At 53.8% G+C, this 15,182-nt stretch carries 13 protein-coding genes; 10 read left to right on the top strand and 3 right to left on the bottom strand.

Features of this window, described 5'->3' with window-relative positions:
• Positions 1 to 4: 4 nt before the first annotated feature.
• The 4 genes from nqrF (at position 5) to dinB (ending at position 3,875) form a co-directional block, all read left to right on the top strand.
• Positions 5 to 1,228 carry an NADH:ubiquinone reductase (Na(+)-transporting) subunit F gene (nqrF, locus tag VV869_RS09740; protein ID WP_337734754.1) on the top strand — a complete coding sequence of 408 codons (1,224 nt, stop codon included), beginning with the start codon at positions 5 to 7 and terminating at the stop codon, positions 1,226 to 1,228.
• A 142-nt stretch (positions 1,229 to 1,370) separates the two neighbouring features.
• Positions 1,371 to 2,381: an FAD:protein FMN transferase gene (locus tag VV869_RS09735; RefSeq protein ID WP_337734818.1), complete on the top strand. Its 1,011-nt coding sequence runs from the start codon at positions 1,371 to 1,373 to the stop codon at positions 2,379 to 2,381.
• 9 nt (positions 2,382 to 2,390) lie between these two features.
• Complete coding sequence (gene nqrM / locus VV869_RS09730; protein ID WP_261600703.1) at positions 2,391 to 2,612, top strand: (Na+)-NQR maturation NqrM; 222 nt, start codon at positions 2,391 to 2,393, stop codon at positions 2,610 to 2,612.
• Between the two features lie 174 nt (positions 2,613 to 2,786).
• Positions 2,787 to 3,875 carry a DNA polymerase IV gene (gene dinB, locus VV869_RS09725; protein WP_337734753.1) on the top strand — a complete coding sequence of 363 codons (1,089 nt, stop codon included), beginning with the start codon at positions 2,787 to 2,789 and terminating at the stop codon, positions 3,873 to 3,875.
• Positions 3,876 to 3,950: 75 nt separating this feature from the next.
• Here dinB and VV869_RS09720 read toward each other — a convergent pair whose 3' ends face one another.
• Both VV869_RS09720 and VV869_RS09715 read right to left on the bottom strand, forming a co-directional pair.
• On the bottom strand, positions 3,951 to 5,411 hold the full coding sequence (locus tag VV869_RS09720) for an aminoacyl-histidine dipeptidase (RefSeq protein ID WP_337734752.1): 1,461 nt from the start codon (positions 5,409 to 5,411) through the stop codon (positions 3,951 to 3,953).
• Between the two features lie 131 nt (positions 5,412 to 5,542).
• Entirely contained in the window at positions 5,543 to 7,177 is a 1,635-nt protein-coding gene (locus VV869_RS09715; protein ID WP_337734751.1) for a methyl-accepting chemotaxis protein, read from the bottom strand.
• Positions 7,178 to 8,182: 1,005 nt separating this feature from the next.
• On the opposite strand from VV869_RS09715, the gene VV869_RS09710 reads away from it, so the two are divergent.
• Positions 8,183 to 9,472, top strand: a complete 1,290-nt coding sequence (locus tag VV869_RS09710; RefSeq protein ID WP_337734750.1) for an NCS2 family permease — start codon at positions 8,183 to 8,185, stop codon at positions 9,470 to 9,472.
• Positions 9,473 to 9,524: 52 nt separating this feature from the next.
• On the top strand, positions 9,525 to 9,983 hold the full coding sequence (gpt, locus tag VV869_RS09705; protein ID WP_337734749.1) for a xanthine phosphoribosyltransferase: 459 nt from the start codon (positions 9,525 to 9,527) through the stop codon (positions 9,981 to 9,983).
• 67 nt (positions 9,984 to 10,050) lie between these two features.
• Here the strand turns inward: gpt and VV869_RS09700 are convergent, their stop codons facing one another.
• Positions 10,051 to 10,350, bottom strand: a complete 300-nt coding sequence (locus tag VV869_RS09700; RefSeq protein WP_337734748.1) for a hypothetical protein — start codon at positions 10,348 to 10,350, stop codon at positions 10,051 to 10,053.
• Between the two features lie 213 nt (positions 10,351 to 10,563).
• On the opposite strand from VV869_RS09700, the gene frsA reads away from it, so the two are divergent.
• The 4 genes from frsA (at position 10,564) to VV869_RS09680 (ending at position 15,002) form a co-directional block, all read left to right on the top strand.
• Complete coding sequence (gene frsA / locus VV869_RS09695; protein ID WP_337734747.1) at positions 10,564 to 11,823, top strand: esterase FrsA; 1,260 nt, start codon at positions 10,564 to 10,566, stop codon at positions 11,821 to 11,823.
• Between the two features lie 155 nt (positions 11,824 to 11,978).
• Positions 11,979 to 12,380: a sigma factor-binding protein Crl gene (gene crl, locus VV869_RS09690; RefSeq protein ID WP_337734746.1), complete on the top strand. Its 402-nt coding sequence runs from the start codon at positions 11,979 to 11,981 to the stop codon at positions 12,378 to 12,380.
• Positions 12,381 to 12,509: 129 nt separating this feature from the next.
• Complete coding sequence (gene proB / locus VV869_RS09685; protein ID WP_337734745.1) at positions 12,510 to 13,691, top strand: glutamate 5-kinase; 1,182 nt, start codon at positions 12,510 to 12,512, stop codon at positions 13,689 to 13,691.
• Between the two features lie 54 nt (positions 13,692 to 13,745).
• Positions 13,746 to 15,002 carry a glutamate-5-semialdehyde dehydrogenase gene (locus VV869_RS09680; RefSeq protein ID WP_337734744.1) on the top strand — a complete coding sequence of 419 codons (1,257 nt, stop codon included), beginning with the start codon at positions 13,746 to 13,748 and terminating at the stop codon, positions 15,000 to 15,002.
• The last annotated feature ends 180 nt before the right edge of the window (positions 15,003 to 15,182 follow it).

Here is a 15,182-nt window from a genome sequence, read left to right as displayed (position 1 = left end):
ATCAATGGATATTATTCTTGGCGTAGTCATGTTCACCCTGATTATCCTGGCTTTGGTTTTAGTGATTCTGTTCGCTAAATCCAAGCTGGTACCATCAGGTGACATTACTATCTCAGTCAATGGCGACCCGGAAAAAGCGATTACAACCGCTGCGGGTGGCAAGCTGCTAGGTGTTCTGGCAGGAAACGGTATCTTCGTATCATCTGCCTGTGGTGGCGGTGGTTCATGTGGCCAGTGCCGCGTGAAAGTGAGATCAGGTGGCGGTGATATTCTGCCGACTGAGCTTGACCACATCACCAAAGGTGAAGCCCGTGAAGGCGAGCGTCTGGCCTGTCAGGTCAACGTGAAGACCGACATGGACATCGAACTGCCTGAAGAAATCTTCGGCGTGAAGAAGTGGGAATGTACGGTTATCTCGAACGATAACAAAGCGACATTCATCAAAGAGCTGAAATTGCAAATTCCGGATGGCGAGTCAGTACCATTCCGTGCTGGTGGTTACATCCAGATTGAAGCGCCGGCTCACCACGTGAAATATGCCGATTACGATATTCCGCAGGAATACCGTGAGGACTGGGATAAGTTCAACCTGTTCCGCTACGAGTCTAAAGTCAATGACGAGACGATTCGTGCGTACTCTATGGCGAACTACCCGGAAGAACATGGCATCATCATGCTGAACGTGCGTATCGCAACGCCGCCGCCGAACAATCCAAATGTACCACCAGGCATCATGTCTTCTTACATCTGGTCACTGAAAGCGGGTGACAAGTGTACGATTTCTGGTCCGTTTGGTGAGTTCTTCGCAAAAGACACCGATGCAGAGATGGTCTTCGTGGGCGGTGGTGCAGGTATGGCACCAATGCGTTCTCACATCTTCGATCAGCTGAAGCGTCTGAACTCTACGCGTAAGATGTCGTTCTGGTACGGCGCCCGTTCTAAGCGCGAAATGTTCTACGTAGAAGACTTCGACATGCTGCAGGCCGAAAACGATAACTTCGTTTGGCACTGTGCCCTGTCTGATCCGCTACCGGAAGACAACTGGGATGGTTACACAGGCTTCATCCATAACGTGCTTTATGAAAACTACCTGAAAGATCATGAAGCACCGGAAGACTGTGAATACTACATGTGTGGTCCACCAATGATGAACGCAGCCGTGATCGGCATGCTGAAAGACCTTGGTGTTGAAGACGAAAACATCCTGCTGGATGACTTCGGTGGCTAATTAGCCTGACCCATGCAAAGACTGGCTGACCCTTCCGGGGTCAGCCTTTTTTCGTCCTGTAGCTTGCAGCGATTTGCTGCTTTTATCGGTGCATGGCAGTTTTGCACTTGTGTACAGTTGGAGTTGTTGAATGAAGACGTTCTTGAGCAAATGTATGCTCTTGTTGGCCCTTGTGGTGACCTTATCCGCCTGTAGTGATCAGCGTGATATGATCCACCTAAACGGTTCGACCATGGGGACCTATTACTCGATTAAGTTGATTAAGCAGGAAGGCTTACCCCCTGCGACAGACATTCAGGCCGAGATTGATCGTCGGCTAGAGCTGGTTAATGATCAGATGTCGACCTATCGTAAGCATTCCGAGCTCAGCCAATTTAACCAATCCCGCTCTACTGAGCCGGTGGCGGTCTCGGCGGACACTGCCAAGGTCGTTCGCGAGGCGATTCGCCTGGCAGAGCTGACCGACGGCGCGCTGGATGTTACTATTGGGCCTGTTGTCAATTTGTGGAGTTTCGGTCCGGAAGCCCGTCCGGAAACCACCCCGACGGCAGAGGAAATCGCTACCCGTCAGCGTCAAGTCGGGATCCGTCATCTGTCGGTCCATGGCAATTCGCTGCAAAAGGGTATTCCGGAGCTGTATGTGGATCTGTCCTCGATTGCCAAAGGCTACGGTGTGGATGTGGTCGCCGACTATTTTGAAGAGCTGCAGGTGGCCGATTACCTGGTGGAAATCGGTGGTGAGCTTCGTCTGAAGGGCAACAACCTGGAAGGCACCCCATGGCGAATCGCGATTGAGAAGCCGACCGAGGATGGCAGCCGGGCCGTACAGGAAATTATTGAGCCGGGTGATATGGCGGTTGCAACCTCCGGGGATTACCGAAACTATTTTGAGCAGGACGGCGTCCGTTATTCGCACCTGATTGATCCGAAAACCTGCAAGCCGATCAGCAACCGTGTAGTCTCGGTCAGTGTGCTGCACCCGTCCAGTATGACAGCAGACGCCCTGGCGACCGCATTTTCGGTGATGGGGAAAGAAAAATCTTTGGCCCTGGCAGAGCGGGAGAAATTGCCTGTATTGCTGGTGGTAAAAACTGACGAAGGCTTCAGCGAATATGCTTCGAGCGCTTTTGTCCCTTATTTACAGAAAAAGTAGAGAATTATCATGTTTGTCTATTTAACGACCTTTGCTGTTTTTGTTCTGGTGATCGCGGCGATGGCGGTCGGCTACATTTTCCAGCGTAAAACGGTCAGCGGCAGCTGCGGCGGGCTGGGCAGTATCGGCATCGAGAAGGAATGTGATTGTCCTGAGCCGTGCGATGCGCGTAAACGTCGCGAAGCCCGTGCGGCACGCCAGGCGGAGTGGAAGAAAAATCAGATCCTCTGAGCATCTTTCCCCGAAATCATGATCACAACCCCGGCCATGGCCGGGGTTGCTGTTTTTCCGCTCCGCCACTTCCCACCAGCGTCTTCGCTCTCTATAATATTCACTGTATATAAAAACAGTTACCATCAGGCGTTCGGCATAACAGCCGGGCACCGGTGTAGTACATGAGCGGACATGGCCAACACTCCCTTTTCGACATCGCCGGAGCAACGCAAAATCATCCATGTCGATATGGATTGCTTTTTCGCGGCGGTCGAAATGCGGGATAATCCGGCTCTGCGAGACATCCCCATCGCCATCGGCGGTCGCTCGGAGCAGCGCGGGGTGCTCAGTACCTGTAATTACCTCGCCCGTGAATACGGCGTGCGCTCGGCGATGCCGACGGCCAGAGCCATGCAGCTCTGTCCGCATCTGACCTTGGTCCCGGGACGAATGGAAGCGTATAAATCGGTCTCGCGTGAGATCCGGGCCATTTTCCAGCGCTATACCGACAAAATCGAGCCGCTGTCTCTCGATGAAGCTTACCTGGATGTGACTGATTGCGAGTTATTGCACGGCTCGGCGACCCTGATTGCGCAGGATATTCGCCGGGCAATCCGCGAGGAGCTGGAACTGACGGCATCGGCGGGGATTGCGCCGGTGAAGTTTATTGCCAAGATTGCCTCGGATTTGAATAAGCCGGATGGCCAGTTCGTGGTGACGCCGGACGAAGTGCCGGCGTTTGTTGCTGATCTCAAACTCGAAAAGATACCGGGGGTCGGCAAGGTGACCATTCAAAAGTTGCATGAAAGAGGGCTGTATATCGGCCGGGATGTCCAGCAGTATGATCGGCATTTGCTGCTCAAGCAGTTCGGCAAATTCGGCCAGTCGCTTTGGTCGCGTGCCCACGGTGTTGATGAGCGCGAGGTGGTGGCTGAACGCGAACGTAAATCGGTTGGCGTAGAGCGGACGTTTGCCCAGAATATCAGCCGTTATGAAGAGTGCTGGGATGTCGTCGAGCGGCTGTACCCGGAGCTTGAAAAGCGACTGCGTCGGGTCAGACCGGGGTTGAATATTGCTAAGCAGGGGGTGAAAGTCAAATTTGCCGATTTTCAGCAGACCACGGTGGAACACACCCAGCATCAATTGGATAAAGCCCAGTTCGTCGGGTTGCTCAAAGAAGCCCTGACCCGGCAGAAAGATCGAGAGATTCGCCTGATTGGGATCAGTGTCGGGTTGGAGCAGGGGATCAAAGCCCAGCAGTTGTCTTTTGAGGGTTTTTAACCCAGGAAGGGTGGCGATCCGGAAATAAAAATGGCGAGTGTCACACTCGCCTTTGTCGCGCGGGAAAAGCGTGGGTTACGCTTTGACCGGGATATTTTTCAGGATGGCAACCATCTGCTCCCAGAACAGGCCAACAGTTTCAATGTTGACTTTCTCATCCGGAGAGTGCGGGAATTTGATGGTCGGGCCGAACGAGATCATATCCATGGTCGGATACGGCTCTTTGAACAGACCACATTCCAGACCGGCGTGGATCACCATGATGTTCGGTTTCTTGCCGTAGATCGACTCATAGGTTTCACGGAACAGGTGCATCACTTCAGAGTCGGCATCTGGTTTCCAGCCCGGGTAAGCGCCGGAGAATTCACAGGTCGCGCCAGCCAGTTCGGCCACGGCCTTGAGCATCCCTTCCACATTGCTGCGCCCGCTGTCGATCAGTGAGCGAACCAGACACAGGATCGTCACCTGGTCGGCCTCTGTGGTGATCACACCGACGTTCAGTGAGGTTTCAACCACCCCTTCGATGTCATCGCTCATGCGGATCACGCCGTTCGGGCAAGCGTTCAGGACAGCCAGCAGGCGCTGTTGGGCACTAGTGGTCATCACATCAGCAGTCAGTGTTACCGGCTCGACAAACAGGTTCAGATTCGTCTCAACTTTACCCAGCTCGGCCGTCAGGATGGACTGATAATGGGCGAACAGCGTGTTCAGCTTGTCGACGTTGGCGGCCGGTAGGGAAGCCAGGGCAAATGCTTCACGCGGAATCGCGTTTCGCAGCGTCCCCCCGTTGAAGTGGTTCAGGCGCAGGCCCAGCTCTTCGGCGTGAGCATACAGGAAGCGGCCCAGTAGCTTGTTGGCGTTGCCGCGACCGGTGTGGATATCACAGCCGGAGTGACCGCCTTTCAGCCCTTTGATCACCAGCTTGACGCCGGCATGATCGTCCGGGGCAGCTTCGCGTGCGATGTTCAGGGTGATGGCACCGTCAACGCCGCCCGCACAGCCCATGTACACTTCGCCTTCCTGCTCAGAGTCGGTGTTAAGCAGGATATCGCCTTCCAGCCAACCGGCTTCCAGGCCAAATGCCCCGGTCATTCCGGCTTCTTCATCAATGGTCAGCAGCACTTCCAGCGGGCCGTGCTCGATATCCTTGGCTGCCAGAACGGCCAGACAAGTCGCCATGCCCATGCCGTTGTCTGCACCCAGGGTTGTGCCCTTGGCAGTGACCCATTCCCCGTCGATGTACGGTTGGATCGGATCACGGGTGAAATCATGCGCCGTGTCTTCATTTTTCTGCGGCACCATATCGATATGGGCTTGCAGCACAACGCCTTTACGGTTTTCCATTCCCGGAGTTGCAGGCTTTTTGATGAAGACGTTCCCGACCGCATCACGACGCACGTCCAGGCCTTCGCTCTCGGCAAAGCGGATGATGTGCTGAGCAAGTTGCTCTTCGTGCTTGGAAGGGTGAGGAATCGAACAGATTTGATCAAAGAATTGCCACACAGGTTGCGGTGACAGTTGACTGATTTCAGACACAGCAGTCTCCCTTATAAACTTTTGGACTGAAGCGATTCACCAGCTGATTATCGGTCAATGAGCCAATAAACTCAGCAGATTAAACTATCGCGGTTGTCACAAGGATACCACTGTGCCCGAAACGGTGACAGCTAAATCTTAAAATGCGACAGATGTCGATTGAGTTTGTGACCGCTCGCAAGCAACTGCTCACTGGCCGACGAAATCTGCTCGCCCTGATGAACTGTCGTCTGGCTGTGCTCGGCCAATTGCAGCAAGTTGTTGTTGATGTTCTCGGCGGCTTCAGTCTGCTGCGTACTGGCGGCCGCGATGTGCTGGTTCAGCTCGCGGATGGTGCGGATCTGCTGGCCGATTGCAGTCAACGCATCTGCGACATCTTCAGAGTGCTTAGCAGTATTGGTCGATTGCTCCCGGGTTTGCTGCAATGCCTGGCTTACTTCCATGGCCCGGGTTTGCAGGCTGTCGATAATGGTCTCGATTTCGTTGGTGCTGCTCTGGGTCCGGGTGGCCAGCGTCCGCACTTCGTCTGCGACGACGGCAAAGCCGCGGCCTTGCTCACCGGCACGGGCCGCTTCAATGGCTGCATTCAAGGCCAGCAGGTTGGTTTGCTCGGCAATTTCCCGGATCACCACCAGGACGGAGCCGATGGTTTGCGAGTCTTTGGCCAAGGCCTGGGCGCTGGCTTCAGTATTGTCGAGGAGCTGGAGCAGGGCGTGCATTTCGGAAGACGAGTTTGATACCACCGCAATACTGCTTTCGCTCTGCTGATGGGCGGCGGTTGCTGCTTCTGCCGCCTGTTGGGCCGAGTCGGAGACTTGCTGGTTATTGGTATGGAGCTGCTGCATCGCGGTCGTCACACTGTCGACCCCGGTATGGGACTCGGTGGCGCTGTGGACGGTCTGGCGAGAGACCGCGTTGAGCTGGGTCGCCGTTGAGCTGATATGCTCGCTGACCGGCGCGACATCCCGGAGCATGTCACAGATCCGATCGGCGAAGGTATTATAGGCACCGGCAAGGCGCCCGAGCTCATCCTTGCCGTCACTCGGCAGGCGCAGGGTGAGGTCGCCATCGCCCTCGGCAATGTCGGTCATCGCCGCCAGGGTTTCTTCACAAGGAGCGGTGATTGAGCGGCCGATCATCCAGGCCATGATAAACATTACCGACAGAAAGCCCAGCAGGATCAGTCCGAGGGTTTTCACCTCAGACATAAACTGGGCTTGGATATCATCGATATACACGCCCGAGCCGACCAGCCAGCCCCAGGGCTCAAAACCTTTCACGTAGGAAATTTTGGCCACCGGTATCTCAGCGCCCGGTTTCTCCCAGTAATAGTCGACAAATCCGGCGCCCTGAGTTTTGACAACCTGGACCATTTCACTAAAGAGGCGGGTGCCGTGCGGATCGGCAAAGCTGCCCAGTGGTTTACCATTGAGGGCTGGTTTAAAAGGGTGCATGACCATTCTGGGCTCGAAGTCGTTAATCCAGAAATAGTCTTTCTCTTCATAGCGGAGCGCAGCAATGGCCTGGGTCGCCTGTGCTTGTGCTTGCTCCCGGCTGAGCAGCCCCTGTTGCTCCTGCTGGTAATAAAAGCGAAACAGACTATGAGCAGACTCAACCAGATGGCGGGTTTTGATCCGTTTTTGCTCCAGCATGTTGGATTGGTAATTGGAAGCAAAGATTATCAGAGGAATGAGCGATAGTACGGTGATGGTGATACCCAGCAAATACAGCCGGCGACTGATCGAGATCATTCTGAGTTTTTGCATTATGCCCATAGCCAGTCCTTTGTCTTGTTGTACTTATTATCTGTCCATCATTGCTTAGATTAGGTTGATGTCCGGCTTTAGATCAACAAGGTCGGGATTACACTTTAGTCGCGAGTGGTGAAAAGTGTGAGCGTCATTGGTTTGTAATAAAATTACACTAATGAGTGATGGTTATCATGAATTTGATAAAACTGTGACGAGGTTAAAGAAAATGGTTGAAAGTTTATTACGTGGTGGTATAGTTGCATCATCTTCTGCTGAAGACCGTATGACACAGTAAATTGCTCTGGGATGAGCCCGAGATATCGCCTCCAAGGAACCGAGATTAAGTCATGCCACGAAGGCAAAGCACTGTAACAGTGTTGTAATTACTTAATATGAATGGTGATAAAAGATGAAAGTATTTGATTCAATTGCAAGTTATTGGAATAACCGCGCTGTGTATACCGGTAATTTCCAGTACCCAAGCTCTTTCGGCTATTAATTTGAATTGCGTCGGTTTATGTCAATAGACCGGCACAACCCCCTGAACAGTGTTGCATTGTTCACCCCCACTCTAAATTGAGAATTCAGGGCTACCCGTTTGGGAGGCTCAAGACATTCTTACGCCACGCCATTTTGGGTGTGGCGTTTTTTTTACCTGCAGTATATCAACCGTCAGATCGGTTGCTTTCGCGTGTATTCGATTACATCGCAGGTTAAGCGCTGTTTTCATCATTAACCCTGTGCATATTAAACGTTTGCGGCATGATTAAAAAAGTCTGATGTTTAAAAGTTGACCTGTATCAATTTTAATTAAGTATTTGATTTTGTTTGTTTTTGTGTTTCTCTTGTTTTTTGGTGCTGTGCTTTTGCCCAGTTGGCGCGACGTGCTACTGATAATTGCGTGATTGGCTGGAAATTACCAATGAAGGGGACTATAATCGCCCCCCAAAAATAGAGCGCGCAAACGTTTTCTATTGCCCATATTAACCAGCACAGATTATCTCCAAGGAACCGAGAGCAATGCTTGAGCAAATTTTCAAACTGAAAGAGCACGGGACCGACGTCCGCACCGAAGTGCTCGCCGGTGTGACAACCTTCCTGACGATGGCTTACATCATTTTTGTGAACCCGACGATGTTGTCGACAACGGGGATGGATCAGGGGGCGGTGTTTGTCGCGACCTGTTTGGCTGCCATGGTCGGCTGTTTTATCATGGGGTTTGTTGCCAACTATCCGGTTGCACAGGCACCGGGCATGGGGCTCAATGCATTCTTTACTTACAGTGTTGTTCTGGGCATGGGGCATACCTGGCAGGTTGCGCTGGCAGCGGTCTTCTTTTCCGGCTTGTGTTTTATTGCGCTGAGCGTGTTCCGGGTTCGTGAATGGATTATTAATGCCATTCCGACCGCCCTGCGGACCGGGATCTCCGCCGGTATCGGCCTGTTTCTGGCGTTTATCGCCCTGCAAAGCTCCGGCATTGTGGTAGACAACCCGGCGACTCTGGTCCATGTGGGCGATCTGACCAGCTTCCCGGCCGTGATGGCCTCGCTGGGTTTCTTCCTGACGATTGGTCTGGTGCATCGCGGCTATAAGGCTGCCGTGCTGATTGCCATTCTGGCGGTGACCGTGCTGGGGATTCTGTTTGGTGATATCCAATATGCCGGTATCGTGTCCATGCCACCGAGCATTGCACCGACCTTCATGCAGATGGACTTTAACGGTGCGCTGGAAGTGGGCCTGGTGTCGGTGGTCTTTGCCTTCCTGTTCGTGGATCTGTTTGATACCGCCGGCACTCTGGTGGGCGTTGCTACCAAGGCGGACCTGATTGATAAAGACGGTAAGCTCCCTCGTCTGAACCGTGCGTTGCTGGCTGACAGTACAGCGACCTCTGTCGGGGCTGTTCTGGGAACCTCAAATACCACCTCGTTTGTTGAAAGTGTATCGGGCGTTGCCGTGGGCGGTCGTACCGGTCTTACTGCGGTGACCGTTGGGGTGATGTTCCTGCTGGCGCTGTTCTTTGCACCACTGGCGGGGATGGTTCCGGCATATGCAACCGCAGGTGCTTTGTTCTATGTTGCGATTTTGATGATGTCCGGTTTGGTCAGTGTAGACTGGCGTGACTTAACAGAAGCAGCACCGGTAGTTGTCGTTTGCCTGCTAATGCCGTTAACATACTCAATTGCTGAAGGTATTGGCCTTGGTTTTATTACATATGCTGCGGTTAAAGTCCTGAGCGGCAAGGGAAGGGATGTCAATATTAGCGTCTGGGCTATCTCAGCTCTGTTTCTTGCTAAAATTATCTTCTTATAACAGTTTTATAAATATCCAGCGGCACAGCCGCTGATTTAGAGGTTCATCGGATATGAGTAACAAGTTCGTCATCACCTGGGACAATATGCAAATGTACACACGTCAGCTGGCTGAGAAGCTGCTTCCGGCTGATCAGTGGAAAGGAATTATTGCAGTGAGCCGCGGTGGTCTGGTTCCTTCTGCGATCCTGGCGCGTGAGCTGGGTATCCGTCATGTCGATACCGTTTGTATTTCCAGCTACGATCATGATCATCAGCGTGAGATGAAAGTGCTGAAGAAAGCGGACGGTGACGGCGAAGGTTTCCTGGTGGTTGACGATCTGGTGGACACCGGCGGTACGGCAGAGATGATCCGTGCGATGTATCCGAAAGCTAAGTTTGTCACCGTGTGTGCCAAGCCAGCGGGTAAGCACCTGGTAGACGATTATGTTGTTGATATCTCACAGGACACTTGGATTGAACAGCCTTGGGATATGGCAGTGACTTTCGTTGATCCGATCGCCAAGAAATAAGCGGCTCACCCGATGAGTCGAGAAAAAGGAGCCTGTGGCTCCTTTTTTGTCTGGGATCGAGAGAAGTTCAGGAAGAACGCCTGGCTCGGATGTCAGCCAGGGACTCGCCGTTGGGTTTATTGCGGTAAAAGTTGTTGTAGTTGATGAGATCAATCTTATCATCGCCGGTGACCTGGCATTGCCGGTCCAGCTTAGTCTGGTAAGAACCGGGGATTTGTTGGCCCGACGCATCAAGACACACCGCTATTCTGGCTTTGACGGCACCGGAGGCCTCTCCTGGGTTGCCTCCCAGAACGCCACCACTGCCGAAGGCCAATACGGCATTTGAAAACATCAGCAGGCTTGCTGCTGCGATTACATTTTTCATACCCACCTCACTGAAATACTGCCTCAGTCGTCTCAGCATAGTTCAGAAAACTTGACTGACGGGTCTTGTTTTTGCTTCCGGCAACACACAGAACCTTTCAGGTCAGTGATATACTATTGAGATCAAAACGATTGTACACAGGCAAGACAAGCGCTTGTGTGGTCAGCCCCAAGTGCCTGATGTACCCAGAGCACCGGATCAGTGGAGCCTATTGTGTCTGAACCATCAAAAACCAATTTATCAGAAAAACTCTTCGCCCCCCGGCAAACCTCCAAAGAAACCTCCAGCTTGGTCCGGTTGGCCCACGTGACGGATAAGCCGATCCATAACCCGATTGACGGGGACAGTGAAGTGGGATGGTATCGGGTGCTGAGACGTCCGCAGTGGGTCTGGCAAGGAATCGATCCAATTGAAATGGAAGCGATTTTCGCCCGGATGGCCCATGCGAATGCGCCGCGGACCCGGGATGACTTGCTCGATACCGTGATTGGGTATAAGCCCGGTAACTGGATTTATGAATGGTGTCAGTCCGGTGCCAAGTACCAGCACAAAGCCCGGTATCTGGTGGAGCAGGGGCAACAGGCATCGGCCGGGGAAGCCCTGCTCAATGCCAGCATGTATTACAGCGTGGCTGCTTATCCCCACATTAAAGGGGATGAACTGGCTGCGCAGGCTGAGGTCCAGGCCAACCAGACCTACCGGGAGGCGATGAAGCATCTGCCGACCAAAATGAAAACCATTGACGTCAAGTATGAAGGGAAAACCTTCCAGGCCTTTATTCACATGCCCCGGATGGATAAGTTGCTGCCGACCGTGGTCGTCACTGGCGGTCTGGATACCCTGCAGACAGACTTGTGGCGTTTATACCACGATTATCTCGGCCCGGCCGGGTTTGCGATGGTCACGCTCGACATGCCGTCGGTGGGTCATAGTGCACGTTGGTCGCTCACGGAAGATACCAGCCGCTTACATCAAGCGCTGCTCCAGCAGATCCGGGATGTGCCTTGGGTTGACCACCATCGGGTCGCCATGCTCGGGCTGCGTTTTGGCGGCAATGCGGCGATTCGGTTGGGCTTTCTTGAGCCAACCCGTTTGAAAACCTGCATCAGCCTTGGGGGGGTGATCCACAACGCGTTGGCAAACCCGACCGTGCTCGATCAGATGCCGCGCATGTATTTGGACATGATTGCCTCGCGGATGGGCAAACGGGGGATCTCGAAAGCCAGCCTGACCTCGCATTTACCGGCCTGGTCGCTGAAGAATCAGGGCCTGTTGGGACGGCGCAAGATTGATATCCCGATGCTGGGCATCAGCCTCAAGCACGATCCGATCTGTCCGGAAACCGATAATCAGCTGATTGCTATTTCCAGCCGTGGCGGGAAAGCGATCACTTTGCCTGAAAAGCCGCTGCATGATGGGTATCACAGAGCCATGCTCACCGTGGTGGACTGGCTGAAGGAAAAGCTGGCTTAAAAGGGTGGTGAAAAATGCAACAGTTGTAAATAAACTGTTGCCATTTTCGATGGTTATAGCTTAAATGGAATACAACAGGATGCGGCGTTGGGCATGACACCCTGATGTTCGGCGATTGCTGTTCCTGCGCGATTGTCTAAGGATGGAGAAACGCTATGACTACAACAATCTTCCCGCCACATGGCCGATTGATGACGAAACTGACGGCGCTGGGGCCTTATCTGCGTCAGCAGCACTCATCGGAAGGCTATTTTTTCTTCGATTGTCTGGCCAGCTGTATCAGCGCCAAAAAAGAGCCCGAAGAACGAGAGTTCTGGGGCTGGTGGCTGATCCTGTCGGCGACTGAAACCGGCTTTGAATATCGATACTTCTTCGGCCGCTATGACAGCGAAGGCGAATGGTTGAAAGAATCCGTTCCAGCCAAGCATGAGCAGGCGGTGCTGCAAACCCTCAATGATTTTTATCCCAAGTTGACCGGCCTGCTTCAGGATGAGCTGAATTTGACCGTCACCCCGGCACGGGAGCTGGAGGAAGCTGAGCTGGGAAGCCCGGCCTGATTAGTTGCGGCCTCGTGTAACGCGCTACTGACTTGATAAATGCGCTTTTCAGCGCATTTTTCTTGTGATCTACCAAGGGGATTGATAAAACATCGGGTAATCTTTTTTTCATCACAGTTGTTTATCCCAATGGCAGAGACGAATCATTTTCAGGTGACCGCGCAGACGTTTTCCGGCGCGCACGCTTCCGACACTCAGTCGGTTCATTCCCCTCAGCAAACCATTGTCATTAAACTGGGCACCAGTGTATTGACCGGTGGGACCCTGCAGCTGGATCGCGCCCATATGGTCGAGTTGGTTCGCCAGTGTGCATCCTTGCGCAAGCAAGGTCACAAGGTGATCCTGGTGACTTCCGGAGCGATTGCAGCAGGGCGCGAGCATCTGGGATACCCCGAACTCCCCAAAACCATGGCCAGCAAACAATTGCTGGCGGCCGTCGGCCAGAGCCGTTTGATCCAGGAATGGGAGCGCCTGTTCGGAATTTATGGCCTGCATGTCGGGCAAATGTTGCTGACCCGGGCCGATCTTGATGACCGTGAGCGCTTCCTCAATGCGCGCGATATGATCGTTGCGCTGCTGGACAACGGGATTATTCCGGTCGTCAATGAGAATGATGCCGTGGCGACCACGGAAATCAAAGTGGGCGATAACGATAACCTGTCCGCCCTGGTGGGTATCTTGACCTCCGCCGATAAACTGCTGTTGCTGACCGATCAGCCGGGCCTGTTTACGGCCGATCCGCGCCGGAATCCGGAGGCGGAATTGATCCGCGAAGTGCACACGATTGATGAAACCCTGCACAAACTGGCTGGCGGGAGCGTCGGCGGTTTGGGCACCGGCGGCATGGCAACCAAGCTGCAAGCCGCGGATGTTGCCCGTCGGGCCGGGATCGAAGTCGTCATCGCAGCAGGCAGCCGTCCGGAAGTGATTGCTGATCTGGTCCGGGGTGAATCGGTGGGAACCCGCTTCCTGCCGTTGGAATCGCCGCTGGAGAGCCGTAAACGTTGGATCCTGGCCGGGCCACCACCTGCCGGGGACATCGTGATTGATGACGGTGCGGCTGTGGCGGTTCAGCAGCGCGGCAGCAGCCTGTTGTCGAAAGGGATCCTGACCGTGAAAGGTGAATTTGAGCGCGGGGAAGTGACCCGGATTTTCAATGCCCAGGGCGTGTTGCTGGCACGCGGGATCTGCCGCTATTCAAGCCGGGATATAGCGAAAATTGCCGGCAAACACAGCCAGGAAATTCATCAGGTGTTGGGCTATGAATATGGGCCGGTGGCCATTCACCGTGATGATCTGGTCCTGATCTGAGCTGACTCAATGTCGGTTTAGCATCAACGTATAAGAAAAGAATAGGGGAAGACAGTGGATCTTGAATTGATGGGGCAAGCGGCGCAACAAGCCGCGTTTGCACTGGCAACGGCAGCGACCAAACAGAAAAATCATGCCCTGGCGATTATTGCCGATGAGCTGGAAGCCAACCGTGATGTGATTTTGGCGGCCAACGCCCAAGACATTGAAGCGGCAAAAGCATCGGGCATGAGTGACGCGCTGGTGGATCGCCTGCTGCTGAACGAAGAACGCCTGAGCGGTATCGCCAATGATGTCCGTAATGTCATCGGACTCAATGATCCGGTGGGTGCCGAGCTGGACTGTAAAGTCCTGGAGAACGGTATGCGCCTGAGCCGCCGTCGGGTGCCGCTGGGAGTGGTCGGGGTGATTTACGAAGCCCGGCCGAATGTGACCATCGATATTGCGGCGCTGTGCCTGAAAACCGGCAACGCCAGTATTTTGCGCGGTGGCCGCGAAACCTTCCATTCCAACATGGCGCTGGTCAAAGTGATCCAGACCGCGCTTGAGAAAGCGGGTCTGCCGGCCGCGTCGGTGCAGTACATTGAGAAACCGGACCGTGAGCTGGTGTCTCAATTGCTGAAAATGGATCAGTACGTCGATATGATCATCCCGCGCGGTGGTGCCGGCCTGCACAAAATGTGTAAGGAAAACAGCACGATTCCGGTAATTATCGGCGGATTCGGCATCAGTCATGTGTATGTGGATGATAGCGCCGACCTGGCCCGCGCCATTGATGTGGTCGAAAATGCCAAGGTACAGCGCCCGTCGGCCTGTAACGCCCTCGATACCCTGCTGGTGCACGAAGGCGTGGCGGAAGCGTTTCTGCCACGCCTTGCCGAGCGGCTGAATAAGCCGAACGTGGCCTTTGTCGCCGATGAGGGCAGTTTTGCCCTGCTGGAAGGCAAGGCTGCTTCGCTGCGCCCTGTCTCAGAAGGGGACTTTGATACCGAATGGCTCAGCTATACCTTGGGCGTGAAACTCGTCAAGGATGTTGATGAAGCGATCGCCCACATGCGCCGCCACAATGCCAGCCATTCTGATGCGATCCTGACCAACAACCTGCAGGCCGCCGAGCGGTTCGTCAATGCCGCCGGCTCCGCTGCAGTGTATGTCAATGCATCTACTCGCTTTACCGACGGCGCACAGTTTGGCCTGGGTGCGGAAGTGGCCGTTTCAACTCAGAAACTACACGCTCGCGGCCCGATGGGGCTGGAAGAGCTGACCAGCTATAAATGGGTGGGGGTGGCAGATTACTTGTCTCGCCCGTAACAAACAGCCAGTCGTCAGTCTTGCGATAACTGCATCACAAGTGCTCATTTACATGCGTAAACTCCGCGCTTGTTCTTTGTTCTCACAAGACTGACTGTGGGCTGATTGCTCTGGGTCTGGTTCCATGGGAAACGAGAAAGTGCGAAGACAAAAAAGCGAGTGTCGTTGACGCTCGCTTTT

Origin of the sequence: Photobacterium sp. MCCC 1A19761 (assembly GCF_037389125.1) — a bacterium.
Lineage (GTDB): Bacteria > Pseudomonadota > Gammaproteobacteria > Enterobacterales > Vibrionaceae > Photobacterium.
Note: the sequence above shows the minus strand (reverse complement) of the source record. Positions and strands in the feature narration are given on the sequence as shown.